At 68.4% G+C, this 17,668-nt stretch carries 14 protein-coding genes; 9 read left to right on the forward strand and 5 right to left on the reverse strand.

The genetic code is table 11. From position 1 onward, the window contains the following. Positions 1 to 409: 409 nt before the first annotated feature. Entirely contained in the window at positions 410 to 2,260 is a 1,851-nt protein-coding gene (locus CHC02_RS28175; RefSeq protein ID WP_089394681.1) for a sigma-54-dependent Fis family transcriptional regulator, read from the reverse strand. A gap of 519 nt (positions 2,261 to 2,779) precedes the next feature. Here CHC02_RS28175 and CHC02_RS28180 point away from each other — a divergent pair. The 5 genes from CHC02_RS28180 to CHC02_RS28200 all read left to right on the forward strand — a co-directional run bounded on the left by CHC02_RS28180 (position 2,780) and on the right by CHC02_RS28200 (position 8,958). Then, positions 2,780 to 4,255, forward strand: a complete 1,476-nt coding sequence (locus CHC02_RS28180) for an aldehyde dehydrogenase family protein (protein ID WP_089394682.1) — start codon at positions 2,780 to 2,782, stop codon at positions 4,253 to 4,255. Positions 4,256 to 4,299: 44 nt separating this feature from the next. Further along, a complete protein-coding gene (locus CHC02_RS28185; RefSeq protein WP_089394683.1) occupies positions 4,300 to 4,635 on the forward strand; it encodes a c-type cytochrome in 336 nt (111 codons plus the stop codon). 10 nt (positions 4,636 to 4,645) lie between these two features. Next, on the forward strand, positions 4,646 to 5,332 hold the full coding sequence (locus CHC02_RS28190; RefSeq protein WP_089394684.1) for a hypothetical protein: 687 nt from the start codon (positions 4,646 to 4,648) through the stop codon (positions 5,330 to 5,332). Positions 5,333 to 5,345: 13 nt separating this feature from the next. Further along, positions 5,346 to 6,914 carry an FAD-binding oxidoreductase gene (locus CHC02_RS28195; RefSeq protein WP_089394685.1) on the forward strand — a complete coding sequence of 523 codons (1,569 nt, stop codon included), beginning with the start codon at positions 5,346 to 5,348 and terminating at the stop codon, positions 6,912 to 6,914. A 115-nt stretch (positions 6,915 to 7,029) separates the two neighbouring features. Next, positions 7,030 to 8,958: a methyl-accepting chemotaxis protein gene (locus tag CHC02_RS28200; RefSeq protein WP_089394686.1), complete on the forward strand. Its 1,929-nt coding sequence runs from the start codon at positions 7,030 to 7,032 to the stop codon at positions 8,956 to 8,958. 36 nt (positions 8,959 to 8,994) lie between these two features. Here CHC02_RS28200 and CHC02_RS28205 read toward each other — a convergent pair whose 3' ends face one another. Continuing rightward, positions 8,995 to 10,272, reverse strand: coding sequence for a cyclic di-GMP phosphodiesterase (locus tag CHC02_RS28205; protein WP_089394687.1), 1,278 nt, complete (start codon positions 10,270 to 10,272; stop codon positions 8,995 to 8,997). A gap of 186 nt (positions 10,273 to 10,458) precedes the next feature. On the opposite strand from CHC02_RS28205, the gene CHC02_RS28210 reads away from it, so the two are divergent. The 3 genes from CHC02_RS28210 to CHC02_RS28220 all read left to right on the forward strand — a co-directional run bounded on the left by CHC02_RS28210 (position 10,459) and on the right by CHC02_RS28220 (position 14,805). Continuing rightward, positions 10,459 to 11,250, forward strand: a complete 792-nt coding sequence (locus CHC02_RS28210; protein WP_089394688.1) for a response regulator transcription factor — start codon at positions 10,459 to 10,461, stop codon at positions 11,248 to 11,250. Continuing rightward, complete coding sequence (locus tag CHC02_RS30835; RefSeq protein ID WP_089394689.1) at positions 11,240 to 13,918, forward strand: hybrid sensor histidine kinase/response regulator; 2,679 nt, start codon at positions 11,240 to 11,242, stop codon at positions 13,916 to 13,918. Before CHC02_RS28210 ends, CHC02_RS30835 begins: the two co-directional genes overlap by 11 nt. Before the next feature lie 74 nt (positions 13,919 to 13,992). Further along, entirely contained in the window at positions 13,993 to 14,805 is an 813-nt protein-coding gene (locus CHC02_RS28220) for a response regulator transcription factor (RefSeq protein WP_089394690.1), read from the forward strand. Between the two features lie 21 nt (positions 14,806 to 14,826). Here CHC02_RS28220 and CHC02_RS28225 read toward each other — a convergent pair whose 3' ends face one another. The 3 genes from CHC02_RS28225 to CHC02_RS30840 all read right to left on the reverse strand — a co-directional run bounded on the left by CHC02_RS28225 (position 14,827) and on the right by CHC02_RS30840 (position 16,512). Next, complete coding sequence (locus CHC02_RS28225; RefSeq protein WP_089394691.1) at positions 14,827 to 15,633, reverse strand: response regulator; 807 nt, start codon at positions 15,631 to 15,633, stop codon at positions 14,827 to 14,829. Between the two features lie 42 nt (positions 15,634 to 15,675). Next, a complete protein-coding gene (locus tag CHC02_RS28230) occupies positions 15,676 to 16,197 on the reverse strand; it encodes a response regulator (RefSeq protein ID WP_139210262.1) in 522 nt (173 codons plus the stop codon). 126 nt (positions 16,198 to 16,323) lie between these two features. Beyond that, positions 16,324 to 16,512 (reverse strand): Flp family type IVb pilin, encoded by a 189-nt coding sequence (locus tag CHC02_RS30840; RefSeq protein ID WP_089394693.1) that lies wholly within the window; start codon positions 16,510 to 16,512, stop codon positions 16,324 to 16,326. A gap of 236 nt (positions 16,513 to 16,748) precedes the next feature. Between CHC02_RS30840 and cpaB the strand changes: the two genes are divergently transcribed. After that, positions 16,749 to 17,666 carry a Flp pilus assembly protein CpaB gene (gene cpaB, locus CHC02_RS28240; RefSeq protein ID WP_089394694.1) on the forward strand — a complete coding sequence of 306 codons (918 nt, stop codon included), beginning with the start codon at positions 16,749 to 16,751 and terminating at the stop codon, positions 17,664 to 17,666. Positions 17,667 to 17,668 lie beyond the last annotated feature (2 nt).

Raw genomic sequence — 17,668 nt, forward strand, 5'->3', positions numbered from 1 at the left:
AATGTTCATCGTGACTCCCCCTCCGGGACTGTTGCCAACACATCAGTCTGGCACCTAGATGCCGTAGGAGGGAGGAGTCCATTTCATTGCCCTACAGTGCCCCACCCACGCCATTCCCCTGTAGGAGCGCGCCGAAATCGCGGGCAGGGCCCGCTCCTACGGGTCCAGGGGAGCACGGTCGTAGGGCGCATAACGCCTATGGCGTTATCCGCCATTTTTCTCGGGCACCGGCATCCCGGCCGGCGGCGGATAACCGCGAACGGTTATTCGCCCTACAGTGCCCCACCCACGCCATTCCCATGTAGGAGCGCGCCCTGCGCGCGAAATCGCGGGCAGGGCCCGCTCCTACGGGTCCAGGGAAGCACGGTCGTAGGCCGCATAACGCCTACGTCGCTCTCGCCTTGCGGCCTCAGCGTCCTTTCAGGCGGTAGCTGACCTGGGCGCGGCTCATGCCGAGCATCTGCGCGGCGGCGGTGATGTTGCCGCCGGTGCGCTCCATCGCCACCTGCACCAGGCGGCGTTCGACGTCTTCCAGCGAGATGCCCAGGGTCGGGTTGCGGCCGGAGACGAAGGCGAGCAGGCTGGCCAGCTCGGGTTCTTCGACGGCCTTGCTGGCCGCCGCCTCGGGCGCTGCTGGCGCCGGTGCGGGCGGTTCGCTGCCGGTTTCGGCGAGGGGGCGGGACAGCCGGCCTTCGGCCGTCAGCCCTATGGGCGTGGCGATCGGCGCGGCCCCGCCTTCGGCCAGGTGGATGACGTCCATCACCTCGCCATCGGCGGCGGCGATGACGCCGCGTTCGATGAGGTTCTGCAGCTCGCGAATGTTGCCGGGGAAGCGGTAGGTCAGCAGCGCGTTGACCAGCCGCGTGCTGAAGCCCGCCAGTTGCCGGCCGTGGCGCAGGCTGAACTTGCGCAGGAAGTAGCTCATCAGCAGCGGGATGTCTTCCCGGCGTTCGCGCAGCGGCGGCAGGTGGATGGGGAAGACGTTCAGGCGGTAGAACAGGTCCTCGCGGAAGCGCCCGGCCTCCACCTCGCGGCGCAGGTCGAGGTTGGTGGCCGCGACCACCCTGACGTCCACGCGGATCGCCGCGGTGCCGCCGACCCGCTCCAGTTCGCCTTCCTGCAGCACGCGCAGGATCTTGCTCTGCGCGGCCAGGCTCAGGGTGGCGATCTCGTCGAGGAACAGGGTGCCGCCGTTGGCCCTTTCGAAGCGCCCGGGCCGCGAGCGCTCGGCGCCGGTGAAGGCGCCGCGCTCGACGCCGAACAGCTCGGCCTCCACCAGGTTCTCCGGCAGGGTCGCGCAGTTCAGCGCCACCAGCGGCCCCTGGCTGCGCTTGCTGGCCTGGTGCAGGGTGCGGGCGAAGAGTTCCTTGCCCACGCCGGATTCCCCGGTCAGCAGCACCGTCGCCTGGGTCGGCGCGACGCGCTGCAGCAGCTGGCTGGCGGCCATGAAGGTGGCGGAGATGCCGACCATCGGCTGGTCGTCGGCGGGGCTGGGCAGCGCGGCGACCGTCGTCGCCTGGCCGCTGCCGTAGGTGCTGCGGCCGAGGAAGTCGCTGGCGTCCAGGTGGGCCAGGTCGGCGTCGATGTCGTCCCATTCCTCCGCCGGCTTGCCGATGATGCGGCAGGCGTGGTGGCCCATGGCGCGGCACTCCACCTCGCGGAACACCACCAGGCGCCCGAGCAGCGAGGAGGCGTAGCCGCTGGCGTACCCGATGCCCATCCAGCACGAGGGTTCGCTGCCCAGGCCGTAGGTGGCGATGTGCTCGTCGGCCTCCAGCGAGTTGTGCCAGAGGAACTCGGAGTAGAAGTGGCCGATGCTGGAGTCGATCTCGAAGTTGATCGGCTCGACGTTGACCATCCCTTCGAGCATGTGCAGGCGCGGGCCGGCGCTGTACAGGCTGGCATGGTCGCCCTCGGGCCACTGCTCGCTGACCTGGGCCGCGTCGCGCGCGCCGGCCTGCCAGCCGATGCGGGTGAGCAGGCCGCGGGCCTTGTCCAGCCCCTGGGCCTCGATCAGCTCGCGGCGGATGGCGCCGAAGGCGGAACCCTGCAGGAGCATCATGCGCTGGCCGCATAGCCAGATGCTGCCGTCCTGGGGGGAGAAGGCCACGGTCTCGGCCAGTTGCTCGGCAGAAGGCAGGCCCCGTGGATCGAATTGGCAGGCGCGGTCGACGATCAGGCGTTTCTGCCGGCTGAGCATGTGCCGGAAGAACTCCTCATCCGCCGCGCGCCCGTTCTTGCCCGTATTTGTAATAGTCATGAGGCAGTTCAAGAAGACGCAGGCTGGTCCGGGGAGTATGCCGGGCCGGCCACGGCGGTCAATCGGATTCCTGCCCGGAGGGGGAGGGAACGGCCGCATCCGTACGATAACCGCACAACATCCCGCGGCCGTCGAGCTTTCTCCGCCGTCGCGACTTTCTCTGCACAAAATTCCGCGCCCGGGCCGCCGCGGTTGCGGAAAACGCCGCAGAATCGCCCTGATAAAAACACAAGATATTGTTTTTTAAATGATATTTTTATAGATCGCGGTAGTGGCACGATAGTTGTTAATGCCGAAACACCAGCAACCCAGAACCTCCATAACAAGAAACCGGTGATTTCGACATGAACATCCCCTGCGCTTTCCGCCATGCCCGTGCACTAGCCCATCCCGCCCTTGCCCGGCGCCGCTTCGCCCGCCCCGGCGACTGACCTTCGCCCAGCCCTTTTCCCTGTTTCCGTGGCCTTCGCCCAGGCCGGCGGCGGCCGTCCCTCGTCCAGTCAAGAGGCACCCGCAACGATGAGCACCAGACCCCAGCCCTACCAGAACCTCGAGCTACAGCCGATCGCCGGCGCCTGGCGCGCCGGGAGCAGCGGCCGGCACCTGGAGGTCGTCGACCCCTACACCCGGCAGAACCTGCTGCGCCTGGCCCTGGCCGACCGCAGCGACCTCGACGCCGCCTATGCCAAGGCCGCCGATGCTCAACGGGCGTGGGCCGCCAGCGCACCCGCCGAGCGCGCCCGGGTGATGCTCGAGGCAGTGCGCATCCTCGATGCGCGCCGCGAGGAGATCATCGACTGGCTCGTCCGCGAGTCCGGCAGCACCCTGCTCAAGGCGCAGATCGAATGGGGCGCGGCGCGCGCCATCACCCTGGAGGCGGCCAGCCTGCCGAACCGCGTGCACGGGCGCATCGTCGCCTCCAACGTGCCGGGCAAGGAGAGCCGCGTGTACCGCACGCCGCTCGGGGTGATCGGGGTGATCAGCCCGTGGAACTTCCCGCTGCACCTCACCCAGCGCTCGCTGGCCCCGGCCCTGGCCCTGGGCAACGCCGTGGTGGTCAAGCCGGCCAGCGACACCCCGGTGTCCGGTGGCCTGCTGCTGGCGCGCGTGTTCGAGGAGGCCGGGCTGCCGGCCGGCGTGCTCAGCGTGGTGGTGGGCGCCGGTAGCGAGATCGGCGACGCCTTCGTCGAGCACCCGGTGCCGGCCTTCATCTCCTTCACCGGCTCGACCCAGGTCGGGCGCAACATCGGCCGCATTGCCAGCGGCGGCGCGCACCTCAAGCACGTGGCCCTGGAGCTGGGCGGCAACAGCCCCTTCGTGGTCCTGGCCGATGCCGACATCGAGCAGGCGGTGAACGCCGCCGTGGTGGGCAAGTTCCTCCACCAGGGGCAGATCTGCATGGCGATCAACCGCATCATCGTCGAGCAGCCGGCGCTGGAAGCCTTCACCCGGCGCTTCGTCGAGCGCGTCCAGGCGCTGCCCTACGGCGACCCGCGCAAGCCGGAAACCGTGGTCGGCCCGGTGATCAACGACCGCCAGCTGCAGGGCCTGCGCGAGAAGGTCGCCAAGGCCCTGGACGAGGGCGCCCGGCTGCTGGTGGGCGGCGAGCCCCAGGGCAACGTCATGCCGCCCCACGTGTTCGGCGACGTGCACGCCGGCATGGAGATCGCCCGCGAGGAGATCTTCGGCCCGCTGGTGGGCATCCAGGCCGCGCGCGACGCCGAGCATGCGCTGGAGCTGGCCAACGCCAGCGAATACGGCCTGTCCAGCGCGGTGTTCACGTCGAGCCTGGAGCGCGGCGTGCAGTTCGCCCAGCGCATCCACGCGGGCATGACCCACGTCAACGACATGCCGGTCAACGACGAACCCAACGCGCCCTTCGGCGGCGAGAAGAACTCCGGCCTGGGCCGCTTCAACGGCGACTGGGCGATCGAGGAGTTCACCACCGACCACTGGATCACCCTGCAGCACTCGCCACGGCCCTATCCCTTCTGAGCGGCCGCTGGTCCCACCAATCCAATAACAAGATGGAGTACGAAATGTCCTTATCCTTCGACAGCCCGGCTGTGAAACGGACCTTCGCTGCTTGCCTTTGCGTGCCCCTGCTCGTGCTGGCCGGTAGCGCCTTCGCCGACGGCGACGGCGTGTGGAAAGGCGGCGCGAACGTCTACGAGAAAGTCTGCGGCCGCTGCCACGAGACCGGCATCGGGCCGGAGCTGAAGGGGCGCCAGCTGCCGTCGCCCTACATAGTCGCGGTGGCGCGCAACGGCCTGCGGGCGATGCCTGCCTGGCCGGCTTCCTTCATCGACGACAAGGCGTTGCAGCAGGTCGCCGACTACATCTCGCAGTCGCCCGCGCCGGCGGCCAAGCCCTGAGGGACATGCCATGAATCTCGAACGTCGTTCCCTGCTCAAGGGCATGGCCCTGGGCAGCCTGGCGGGCATGACCCTGGGCGGCCCCGGCCTGGCCCTGGCGCGCAACATCGGCGGCGCCGCCGCGACGCAGCCGGCCCTGGTGCTGGTGGCCCCGGCCGTGGTCGGCTCGGCCTTCCTCCAGGGCATCGCCGCCAGCCCGGCCGGCGCCCATGCCGAGGTGCTGCGCAGCGATGCCAGCCTGGCTTTCGTCCGCGAACTGCAGCGGCGCCTGGAGACTGGACGGCCGCAGCGCATCGTCGGCCTGCTGGACGATGCCAGCGCCGCGCTGGTGGTCGACCTGGCGCGCAGCGCCGGCGCCCGCGTGCAGTGGCTCGGTGAGCACAGCGCCGATGCGCGCGCCTCGCGGCACCGGCTGATTACCGCGGACGCCGCCCACGGCCACGCCCTGCAACTGGGCCTGCAGCTGGACGCCTGTGGCGCCGGCTTCGACCTGCGCGAGCAGTGCCCGCTGGGCAGCCGCCAGCCCCTGCGGCTGGGCGCGGCCACCCGCAGCGCCGGCAGCGCCGAGCAATGGGCCACCACCCTGGGCTACGGTCTGGCCGCGCTGGGCGAGCGCGAGCCGGCGCCCGCGCCGCTGGTCGCCGGCCACCCGAGCCCGCTGGCCGGGCATTTCGTTTCGTTCTCGATCCAGGCTTGAAGGAGCACATCCCATGACTGACGCAACCAACAAGGCCGTGCTCCCGCGCGGAGTCGATGCGAACCACTTCCAGCAGGCGCTGGCCAAGTTCCGCAAGCTGCTGGGCGAGGAGAACGTCCTGGCCAAGGACGACCAGCTGATCCCCTACGGCAAGATCATGATGCCGGTGGACAACGCCGAGCACGCGCCCTCCGCCGCCGTCACCGCCACCAGCCTCGAGCAGGTGCAGGGCGTGGTGAAGATCTGCAACGAGTACAGGATCCCGCTGTGGACCATCTCCACCGGCCGCAACTTCGGCTACGGTTCGGCGGCGCCGGCGCAACGCGGCCAGGTCATCCTCGACCTGAAGAAGATGAACAGGATCATCCACGTCGACCCCGAGCTGTGCACCGCCCTGGTCGAGCCCGGCGTCACCTACGGCCAGCTCTACGACTACCTGCAGGAGCACAACCTGCCGCTGATGCTGTCCTTCTCCGCGCCCTCGGCCATCGCCGGCCCGGTGGGCAACACCATGGACCGCGGCGTGGGCTACACCCCCTACGGCGAGCACTTCCTCATGCAGTGCGGCATGGAAGTGGTGCTGGCCAACGGCGACGTCTACCGCACCGGCATGGGCGGGGTGCCGGGCGACAAGGCCTGGCAGGTGTTCAAGTGGGGCTACGGCCCGACCCTGGACGGCATGTTCACCCAGGCCAACTACGGCATCTGCACCAAGATGGGCTTCTGGCTGATGCCCAAGCCGCCGGTGTTCAAGCCCTTCTGCATCGTCTACGACGACGAGGCGGACATCGCCGACATCGTGGAAATGATCCGTCCGCTGCGCATCGCCCAGATCATCCCCAACGCGGTGGTGATCGCCAACGCGCTGTGGGAGGCCGCCGGCATCAGCGTGCGCCGCGCCGACTACATCAAGGAGAAGGGGGCGACGCCGGACTCGGTGATCCAGAAGATCGTCAAGGACAAGGGCCTGGGCCAGTGGAACGTCTACGCGGCGCTGTACGGCACCGCCGAGCAGGTGGAGGTGAACTGGAAGATCGTCACCGAGACCGTGAAGAAGTCCGGCAAGGGCCGCATCGTCACCCAGGAGCAGGCCGGCGACACCCAGCCGTTCAAGTACCGCGCCGAGCTCATGAGCGGCGTGCCCAACCTGCAGGAGTTCGGCCTGTACAACTGGCGTGGCGGCGGTGGCTCCATGTGGTTCGCCCCGGTCAGCCAGGCGCGCGGCAGCGAATGCGACAAGCAGAAGGTGCTGGCCAAGCGCATCCTCAACAAGCACGGCCTGGACTACACCGGCGAGTTCATCGTCGGCTGGCGCGACATGCACCACGTGATCGACGTGCTCTACGACCGCACCGACCCGGAGGAGACCCAGCGCGCCCACGACTGCTTCGCCGAGCTGCTGGACGAGTTCGCCAAGGAGGGCTACGCGGTGTACCGCGTGAACACCGCCTTCCAGGAGCGGGTGGCGCAGATCTACGGCCCGGTCAAGCGCAAGGTGGAACACGCCATCAAGCGCGCCCTGGACCCGAACAACATCCTCTCGCCGGGCAAGTCCGGCATCGACCTCGCCAACAACTTCTAGCCACCGCAACGGGCCCCGCCGGCAATCGCCGGCGGGGCCTTTCGCACAGCTGGTTCAACTGGCCCGTTCCGCGCACGCCGGGTGCCGGGGGCCCGGAACGGGAGCGACTCGCGCCATGCGCAACTGGTTTGACAACCTCGGTGTCACCTACAAGCTGGGGCTGGGCTTCGGCCTGGTCCTGTGCCTTACCGCGCTGCTCGCCGTGGGTGACTGGATCAGCCGCGAGAGCCTGCTGCAGCGCAGCCGGGCCCAGGAGGTCTACGGCGCGCTCAACGAATCGCTGGCGGAACTGCGCCTGTCGCTGCAGGACTATTTGCTGGACGGCGCCAAGGCGGCCAGCGAGCAGCGCCTGGGCGCGGCGCTGGACGACTTCGAGCGCCGGCAGGCGGCGATGCGCGCGCGCAAGCTGTCCACCCGCGCGGACCTGCTCGCCCTGGAACAGCAACAGGGCGAACTGGTCGGCGACTACCGCCAGGCCCTCGGCAAGCTGCAGGCCGCCAACCATGCGGCCAGCGCCGTTCGCGACGAGATGGCCGAGCGCGCCGAGCGGGCCTTCAAGGCGCTCAGTGCCCTGCAAGCGCTGGCGGCGGGCCTGGACGAGCACGACGAGCGCCGCTTCGCCTATTACCAGGCCGGCACGCAGCTGATGCAGGACCTGCTGCTGGTCCGCTACCGCGCGGCGGGCTACGTGGCCCACCCCGGGCCGGAGTCCGAGCGGCTGCTGAACGAACAGATGCGCCTGGCCATGGAAAACTTCCCGCGCCAGGCCAAGGTCTTCGGCGCACAGCCCCCTGCCGAGCTGCTGGCGGTGGCGGCGGACCAGCAGAGCTACGCCAAGTGCATCGAGGCCTACCGGGCTGCCACCGCCACGGTGGAACAGGCCCGCCAGGTACTGATCAAGGTCGCCGAGCAGACCCGCGAGATCACCCAGGCGCTGACCCGCCAGCAGATCGAACTGCGCGACGAGGTGGCGGCCTTCAGCCGCATGGCCCAGGCCAGCGTGGCCCTGCTGGCGATACTGGCCAGCGCCCTGGCCGCCTGGTTCATCACCCGCCGCATCACCCGGCCGCTGCACGAGACCATGCAGGTGGTCGAGCGCATCGCCTCGGGCGACCTGTCGCAGAGCATCCAGGTCAGCCGCCGCGACGAACTGGGCAGCCTGCAGCAGAGCATGCAGCGCATGAGCTGGAACCTGCGCGACCTGATCGGCGGCATCCGCGACGGCGTGACGCAGATCGCCAGCGCCGCCGAGGAACTCTCGGCGGTCACCGGGCAGACCAGCGCCGGCGCCAACAGTCAGAAGGTGGAAACCGACCAGGTGGCCACCGCCATGCACGAGATGTCCGCCACTGTGCAGGAAGTTGCGCGCAATGCCGAGCAGGCCTCCCAGGCCGCCTCCGCCGCCGACCGCGAGGCCCACGACGGCGACCGCGTGGTGAACCAGGCGGTGGAGCGGATCGAGCGCCTGGCCGCGGAAGTCGAGCGCTCCGCCGACGCCATGCAGCGCCTGGAGCAGGAGAGCGAGAAGATCGGCAAGGTCATGGACGTGATCAAGTCGGTGGCCGAGCAGACCAACCTGCTGGCCCTCAACGCCGCCATCGAGGCGGCCCGCGCCGGGGAAGCCGGCCGCGGCTTCGCCGTGGTGGCCGACGAGGTGCGCGGCCTGGCCCGGCGCACCCGGCAATCCACCGAGGAGATCGAGGCCCTGGTCGCCGCCCTGCAGAGCGGCACCCGCCAGGTCTCCAGCACCATGCTCGGCAGCCGCGAACTCACCGCCAGCAGCGTGGCCCTGAGCCGCCAGGCCGGCGAATCCCTGGGCAGCATCACCCGCACCGTGTCCAGCATCCAGGCGATGAACCTGCAGATCGCCACCGCCGCCGAGCAGCAGAGCGCCGTGGCCGAGGAAATCAGCCGCAGCGTGGCGAGCGTGCGCGACGTTTCAGAACAGACCGCTGCCGCCAGCGAGCAGGTCGCCGCCTCCAGCGTGGAGCTGGCGCGCCTGGGCGGGCAGCTGCAGGCGCTGGTCGGGCGCTTCCACGTCTGAGCCCGGACGGGTGGCGGCCCGTGCGCTACCCGTCGCTCAGTGGCGCCCGCCGTTCCTGTCCCGCTCCGGGAGCGTGCCGGGCAGCACCAGGCCGTCGGGCAGCCAGAGCCGCTCCAGGTTGCGGAAGCCCCAGCGCGCCGGGTCCTCGCGCTGCACGATGCGGTCGTAGATGCGCACGTCGGCCAGGTCGCGCAGCTCCTTGGCGATCGCCTGGCGCCGGTGGGTGCAGAAGAACACCTTCACCTGCGGGCGCGTCAGGTTCTCCGGGTTCTGCTGGACCACCACGCCAAGCTGCCCGGACTCCAGGCGCACCAGGCTGCCGATGGGGTAGATGCCGATGGCCTTGACGAACGCCTGGAACAGCTGCGGGTCGAAATGCCCCTCCCAGCTGGCCATGCGCGCCAGGGAGCCGGCGGCTTCCCAGGCGCACTTGTAGGGGCGGTCCGAGGTGATGGCGTCGTAGACGTCGCAGATCGCCGCCATGCGGGCCAGCAGGCTGATCTGGTTACCCGCCAGGCGGTGCGGGTAGCCGGTGCCGTCGTAGCGCTCGTGGTGGTGCAGGCACACGTCCAGCACCTGCGCCGACAGGCGGGTGTGCTGGCGCAGTATCTCGTGGCCGCGCTCGGGGTGGGTGCGCATGATGGCGAGTTCGGCTTCGTCGAGCTTGCCGGGCTTGTTGAGGATCGCCGGCGGCATGGCCATCTTGCCGATGTCGTGGAGCATCCCGGCCAGGCCGGCCTCGCGCTGGGCCTCGACGTCCAGGCCGAGCTGCCGGGCCAGGGCCACCATCAGCGCGCACACCGTCACCGAGTGCATGTAGGTGTATTCGTCCTTGTTCTTCAGCCGGGCCAGGCTGATCAGCGCCGAGGCGTCGCGGGCCAGCGAGGCGCAGATGTCCTCCACCAGCGGCAGGCACAGGTCCAGGTCGATCGCCCGGCCCATGCGGGCCTCGTGGAACAGGCCGATCAGGGTCTTCCTGGAGCGTTCGAGGATGCGCGCGGCCTCGTGGAATTCGTCCGGGTAGCTGGGCGGCGGCGGTTCGATGACGGGCTCGATGACCAGGCCGGCGATGCCTGCGGCAGGCGCAGCGGGGCTTTGCGCCGGCGCTTGGGCATCGGCGGTGCCGGTGACGCCCAGGCCGCGCGCATCGTCGATCCATAGCCACTGCACGCCGCTGTTCTGCAGGGCGCGAAGGTCGCCGGGGTTTTCCAGCATGAAGCGGGTCTTCCAGAAGGGGTGGGAAAGCCAGTTGCCCTCCAGCGACTGGATGAACATTCCCAGGCGAACCTGGTCGGTGTGGATCCGCTTAAGCATGGGGCACCTGTGGGCCAAGGGCTGTCTTCGTCGAGTGCCATTATCTCGGCGCCAGGAAGTGGCGCTTCTGCCGGAGCGTAGAGGCCCTTTGCCAGCGGGGAAAATATTTTCGTCGAATACGGAAAACCCGCTCTGTAATGGCAAAGTAACGGTCGGTCGGAGACTGACGTGTAGGAACTCATCGGAATGCCGAGCTTTATTCCCGATGTGCTGGAGGGGCAGCGCATCCTGGTCGTCGATGACGTCGAGAGCGAGCGCCGGCTGCTCGCCGAATACCTGCAGCAGCGGGGCTGCCGCATCTACCTGGCGAGCAACGGCCAGGACGCCTTCAAGAAGGTCCAGCTGGTCAACCCGGACCTGGTGCTGATGGATGTGCTGATGCCCGTCTGGGATGGCCTGACCTGCTGCCGGATGATGCAGGCCAACGCCCACACGCGGAACATCCCCGTGGTCTTCCTGACCGGCGCCTGCACCCCCGAGGAGCGCGTCCAGGGGCTGCTCGTCGGCGCCGTCGACTACATCTCCAAGCCCTTCAACCTGGAGGAGGTGCGCCTGCGGCTGACCATCCACCTGCGCCGCTGGGGCACGGACAGGCAGGCCGAGTCCACGCCGCTCAACCACGTCGGCAACCTCGACAGCATCCTGTTCCAGTCGGCCCGCCAACTGCTGGTGCGTTCGCTGTCGCACACCCCGGAGCTGCAGGAGCTGGCGGACGCCGTGGGCACCAACAGCAAGCGCCTGAACGAGGCCTTCCGCCAGTGCGTGGGGGTGACGGTGTTCGAGTACCTGCGCGAGGAGCGCATGAAGGAGGCCTGCGTGCTGCTCAGCGGCACCGGCCTGCCGATCCAGGCCATCGCCCTGGAAGTGGGCTTCACCAGCGGCGCCAACTTCTCCACCGCCTTCCGCGAGCGCTACGGCCTCTCGCCCAGTCAGTTCCGGCAGTCGCGCCTGGACCTGGAGCCCGGCGATGCGCCCTGACCCCCGCGCCGCCTTCACCGCCCTGCTGGGGTGCCTGGCGCTGCTGCTGGTGGTGGGCGTGTCGCTGCTGCTCAACCGTGGCGACCTGCAGGAACCCCACATCGACCTGACCCGCGCCGCCCAGGTGCTGGAGGAGGCGCCCGGCCAACTGCTCACGCCGGCGCAGGCCTGGCGGCTGCAGGGCTGGCAGCCGGCCGATGCGCGAAGCCTGGCCGCGCCGCGGCGGGAGTCGACGCTGTGGCTGCGCCTGCGGCTGACCAACCCGGACGCCATCGCCTGGGAGCGCTGGCTGGAAGTGGCGCCCTGGCGGGTCGGCGAGGTCGACCTGTACCGCCTGGATGCGGCCGGCGAGCGCGTCGTCGGGCACTGGCACATCGGCCCGTCGGTGCCCCTGGCCGAGCGCTCGCTGCACAGCCGGCGCAACCTCCTGCCGGTGGCGCTGGCCCCGGAGGAGAGCCGCGAGCTGCTGCTGCGGGTGCACAGCGAGAACCGCCGGAGCCTGGCCCTGAACCTGTGGGACATGGGCGCCGTGCTGGCCCAGGACAACCTCGAGCAACTGACCCAGTCGATGCTGCTCGGCTGCGTGCTCACCCTGGCCGTGCTGCTGTTGCTGCGCCTGGACTGGAGCTTCGCCATGCTCGCCCTGTGGCTGGGCGCCGCCTACGCGATGGAGGCGGAAAAGGAAGGCTACCTGGCCTTCCACCTGTTCAGCGGGCTGTCCGCCCATGGCCCGGGCATGCGCATCGCCTTCTGGCTGGTTTCCCTGGTCGGCTTCCTGGTCGCCGCGCGGCGCCTGCTCGGCCTGGCCGGGCAGGGCACCTGGCGGCGCCTGTACCTGGCCGGCATCTTCGCCTGCCTGGCGCTGCTCGTCGCCCTGCCGGTGCTCGGGAACAACCAGGCGCGCACGCTGAACCTGGCGCTGAGCCTCTGCGTCCTGGCGTGCTGGCCGCTGTCGCTGCTATCCCTGCGGCTGCGCGGCGACTTCTGCCGGCAGGTCCTGGTGGCGCTGTTCCTGCTGAGCTGGGCGGAAAGCTTCTGGTTCACCCTTTCCTACGTGATCAACCGGGGCTACAGCGGGCTGTTCAGCATCGATGCGCTCATGCTCCGGCTGAGTGTCATCGTCGGCATCATCGGCCTGTTCAGCCTGCAGCAGCAGATGCGCAAGCAATGGATGGAGCGGGAGAGCCTGCAGAGCGAGCGCCGGCAGAACGCCCGGCTGGAGGAGGCGGTCTCCCGGCGCACCGCGGAGCTGCAGGCGGCGCTGGTGAAGGCCAAGGACGCCAACCAGGCGAGGGTCGAGTTCCTCGGGCGGGTCAGCCACGACCTGCGCTCGCCGCTGACCTCCATCATCGGCTATGCCCAGCTGCTGCAGGAGGAGGGCGGGCGCGGCACCCGCAAGGCCGGTGTCATCCTGCGCAGCGCGAGCCACATGCTGGCCCTGGTCAATGATCTGATCGACCATGCCCGCGGCGTTTCCAGCGACCAGCTGGACGTCCAGCCGGTCTACATCCACGGCCTGCTCGACGCGGTGGCGATGGACGCGCACATCCTCGCCCGGCGCAACCGCAACGCGTTCCGGCTGACGCTGGCCGGCGACATCCCCACGGTGCTGCAACTGGATGCCAAGCGCCTGCGCCAGGTGCTGATCAACCTGCTGGACAACGCCGCCAAGTTCACCCACGACGGGCGCATCGGCCTTCAGGTGGAGGCCACCGAGCGCGCGCCCCAGGCTGGCCTGGCGCAACTGCGCTTCTGCGTGAGCGATACCGGCTGCGGCATTCCCGCCGAGGACCTGCCGAAACTCTTCACGCCGTTCTTCCGCGGCGCCGGCGGCGACGTCGAGGGCGCCGGGCTCGGCCTGGCCATCGTCGAGCACTGGGTCCAGCTCATGGGCGGGCGGGTGAGGGTGCAGAGCGCGCCCGGCGAGGGGACCCGCGCCAGCTTCGAGCTGACCCTGGCCGTCGGCACCGAGCAGGACATGCAGCAGCCGCAGCTGTTCGACCTGCCGATGAAGACCCTGCCCGTGCGCGGCGAGGGGCGCCTGGTCTGGGTCGTCGAAGACAACGCCGACATCCGCGACATGCTGGTGGACCTGCTGGTGGCCAGCCGCTTCCGCGTCGAGGCGGCCGTCGACGGGGGGGATTGCCGGGAGCGCCTGATGGCGCCGGGCGGGCAGCGACCGGACCTGGTCCTGACCGACTACCTGATGCCACGCTGCAATGGCGGCGAGCTCCTGCGGGCGCTGCGCGAACGCTGGCCCGACCTGCCGGTGGTGCTGATGTCCGCCACCCAGCAGACCATGCAGAGCCTCGGCCAGGCCGGCGGGCTGCCGTTCGACGCCAGCCTGGTGAAGCCCATCAGCCTGGCCGACCTGGGCGCCACGCTGGCCCAGCTGCTGCACCTGCGCGGCGGCCTGGGCGCCGTGGATGAAAAGCATGACCGCCGTCAGGAAGCCCTTGCCGAACAGTTGAAATCCTTGACGCCAGGGCAGCAGCAACAACTTCAGGCACTGGTGGAAGCCGGTGCCGTCACCGACCTCATCGAGTGGAGTCGAACACTCGCCGATTCCTGCCAGGGGTTGGCGGTGCACTTGCGGGAACTGGCAGAAACAGGGGACCTGGACTCCATAGAAAAAACGATGGGCTGGTTGCTGGAAAGCGGCCAGTGAAGTCTTGAGTTTTACTTTTGAGAAAGGCGAGGCCCCGGCGGCTTGCATGCCCAGGGGGTTGAGTGGGGGGGAAAATGAAAAACAAAGAATTCCGGGCGTTCGAGGTGCTGGTCATCGATGACGAGCCCGAGGTCGCCTCGGAACTTTCAGAAGTGCTGGAGAGCGTCGGTTTCGCCTCGCTCGGTTGCAGTTCCATCGGCGAGGCGGTCGCGCTTTTCAGGAAGAACGCCAAGTTGCGGATACTGGTCTGCGACCTGAACCTGGGCCGCGAATGGGGCCTGGACGCCATCCGGGAAATCAGGCGCGCGGTGGGGGACGACTATCTTTTCGAGGTCATCGTCCTGACCGGTTTCGGTGAAAGCGAAAAGGTGGTCGAGGCGATGCGCGCCGGGGCCTCCGACTTCCTCATGAAGCCGGTATCGCCACAGGAGCTGATCGAGTCCGTGGAGCGCGTCGAGGGCAAGCTGCTGCAGAGCATCAGGCGGCAACGCAAGATACTGCACCTGAACGGGCGCCTCGAACACATAGCGGAGTCGCTGAACTCGCTGTTCCAGGATGTCAGCGCGATAAAGATGGATGTCCACGGCGGCCAGGACGTATTCGGCCTGGCCGCGGACGAAGAAGACCGTTCAAGGAAGGTGGATATCAGCAGCCCGCTGTTCTGCAACCTGACGCAGCGCCAGCAGGACGTGGCGCAGTTGATCTGCAAGGGCTATTCGAACTACCGGGTGGCCCATGAACTGGGCATTTCCGAGAACACCGTGAAGCTCTACATCACCCAGATATTCAAGCTGCTGCGCGTGAGCAACCGGACCCAGCTGGCCATGCTGCTCGCCGCCTCTTCCGTGGCGCCGGGGGGCATGGATGCCCGGGGTTCGCTGAGGTAGCCCGCGGCGAGGCCCGGGGCACTACAGGTCCTGGTTCACCCGGCGCCGTGGCGACGACTTCAGCGCCAGCTGGGTCCTGTTGCTGAGCCCGGTGAGCCGCAGGGACTGGGAGACGTAGAGCTTCACCGTGTGCTCGCTGATGCCCAGCTTGCAGGCGATCTGGTAGTTGCTCAGGCCCTTGCCGATGAGCTTCACCACGTCGAGCTGGCGCAGCGAGAGCTTGGCGAAGAACGGGTTGGCCAGCGGGTCTTCCGGCGCTTTCGCCCCGCCGCTGTCCATCGGCGCCTCGCCCTTCGCCGGCCTGGACGACGTGTTCACGTAGTTGATCGCCTTTTTCGCATCGCTGGCCAGGGACTTCAGGCTCTCGGTCAGCACGTCCAGCCTGGACTCCGCCTGGATGACCCGCTGGCGGTGGCGGACGCGCTCCTCCAGCCTGCCGGCCAGCTTCTCCAGCGAGGCCAGCAGCAGTTCGGGGTTCAGCGGCTTGGTGTGGAAGTCGGCGAAGCCGCTGCGCAGCACGTCGATCACTTCGTCCTTGCCGGCCCGCCCGCTGATGGTGATGGCCTCGAAGAGCCTTTCGCCGCCGGCCAGCGCCTGCATCTGCTCCAGCACCCTGGGGCCCTGGCAGTCCTGCAGGTCGAAGTCGAGGATCAGCAGGTCGATGCCGGGGTTGTCGCGGAACAGCGCCAGGGCCTGTGCCGCCGTGCCGGCGCCCAGGCAGCGGTAGCCGGCGCACTCCAGCAGGTCGACCACCTCTTCGACGATGTCGGGCTCGTCGTCGAGGATGAGTATCTGGTGCCCGTGCAGGTCCGCTTTTCTTGTCGCCACTGTCTCTACACCTTGTTGCGCAGGCCGGATGCCGCGCTGCGTTCAGCCGGATTGCAGGAGGTTGCGCGAGCGCAGTTCCAGGTATTCGCTCAGGTCCTGGAGCCGGTCGCGCTCCAGCTTCCTGCGCATGTGCGAGCGTATCCGGCTGACGAAGGTGCGCGGCTCCACCGGCTTGGGGATGAAGTCGGCCGCACCCAGTTCGAAGCCTTCCAGCTCGGCCTCGGTGGTGTCCTCGCCGGTGAGGAAGATGAGGGTGATGTCCTTCGTCCGCGCATCGGACTTGATCGCTTCGCACAAGCGATGCCCGTTCATGCCCGGCATGCCCAGGTCGGCGATGACGATGTCCGGAAGGGGCAGTTCCTGCAACTTGCCGAGGGCCTCGTGGCCGGAGCCTGCGGTTTTTATGTTGAAGAGACTTTCGAGCAACTCTGCCGTCGAGGCCAGTGCGTCGGGGTCGTCGTCAACGAGCAATATCAGGGGAAGTTCCGATCGGGTCAGCATCGCGAGTCCGGAGTTCTGGGCAAGTTGGGTTGGTCTGTGTCCTTTTTCATTCAGGCTGGGCAAGGCTCGATCGCTTCAAGTTGCCCGGTTGCATGCGCGGATATTCATTGGGTTGCCCCACTTTCACAGGCCAGGACCCTTGCCGGTCTTGCCGAAGCCGTGGGGCGGAGCTATTGCCGCGGCGGAAGCTCAGAGCGCGTCGGAGATGCTCTGGAATACGTCAACCAGCTTGGGGCCGAGCTCGTTCAGAACGCCGATGATAGCCACGGAGATCAGGCCGGCGATAACAGCGTACTCGATGGCGGTGGCCCCTTCCTTGTCCTTGGCGAATGCCTTCATGGAAGAGACGAGTTTGCGGAATTTCAACTTTAAGTTCATGGTGCCTCCATTGCGGATATATTCTTAAATTCTTCGGCTCCCCGTACTTTTTGACAACCAGTAGAAAAGTCATAGTAGCTTCTGGTTGTTTTATTCCACATGCCGCCAAGGTAACTTGCCGCCTCCTCGCAAGGACGCTGAGTCTGCTGTCGGTTACTTGTTTTTCAAGTGCCCCCGAGACTTTCGTTACTTGCTTCCTGAATGTGCTTTCCGTTGGCTGCAACGAAATCATTATCATGAAAAGTAAATTGTTGATGGCGTTTGCCGGGCTTCTGTTGCTGGGGGCGGTGGTGGTCGGTTACCTGGGGTTGTCCATCGGCCGGCCCGAGGCGCCGGCGGTGGCCAGCGAGCCCGTACCCGCCGTGGTTCCCACCGATGTCGACAAGTTGCAGAGAACCCCCGTGGTGGTGGTCACCCGCGACCTGCCGGCGCTGGCCGTGCTGGGCAAGGACGACCTGCGCCTGGAATACCTGCAGACCGCGCCGGTGGGCAGCTACACCAAGGCCGAAGCCCTGCTCGGCCAGCGCGTCTGGGTACCGGTGTCGGCCGGCAGCATCCTTTCCGGCGCGGTGCTGGAGCCCGGCGGGCCGCTGGCGCGGACCATCCGCCCGGACGAGCGGGCCATGGCCATCGCCGTGGACGACGTGGTCGGCGGCGGCGGTTTCGTGCTGCCGGGCGACTACGTCGACGTGGTGCTCTACGTCGCCGACCAGCAGGGCATCCGGCGCGACATCCGCGCCCAGCTGGTGCTGCCGGGCGTGCGCGTACTCACCTATGGCGAGCAGATCGCCGTGGCCGGCGACGGCCAGGCCCGCCATGCCGACGACGGCAAGGACAAGGAACGCAAGGTGGCGCGCACCGCGGTGCTGGCGGTGCCGGCGAACGCCACCGCGCGCCTCATGCTGGCCAGCCAGGCCGGTTCGCTGCGCCTGGCGGTACGCAGCAAGGACGAGAAGCTCTACGAGAAAGAGCAGCAGGGCAGCTACCTGCATACCGTCCTCAACCCCGCGAACACCGGGGCCGTGACGCTGGACCAGCTGCTCGGCCGCCGTCCGCCGGCGGCTCCGGCCGCCCCGCGCAGCCAGGCCCGGCCACGGGCCGCGGCGGGCGTGGCGGTCTACCGCGGCGGCACGGTTGCGCACGAGGCGCCTTGAAT

This window comes from Pseudomonas delhiensis (assembly GCF_900187975.1).
Lineage (GTDB): Bacteria > Pseudomonadota > Gammaproteobacteria > Pseudomonadales > Pseudomonadaceae > Pseudomonas > Pseudomonas delhiensis.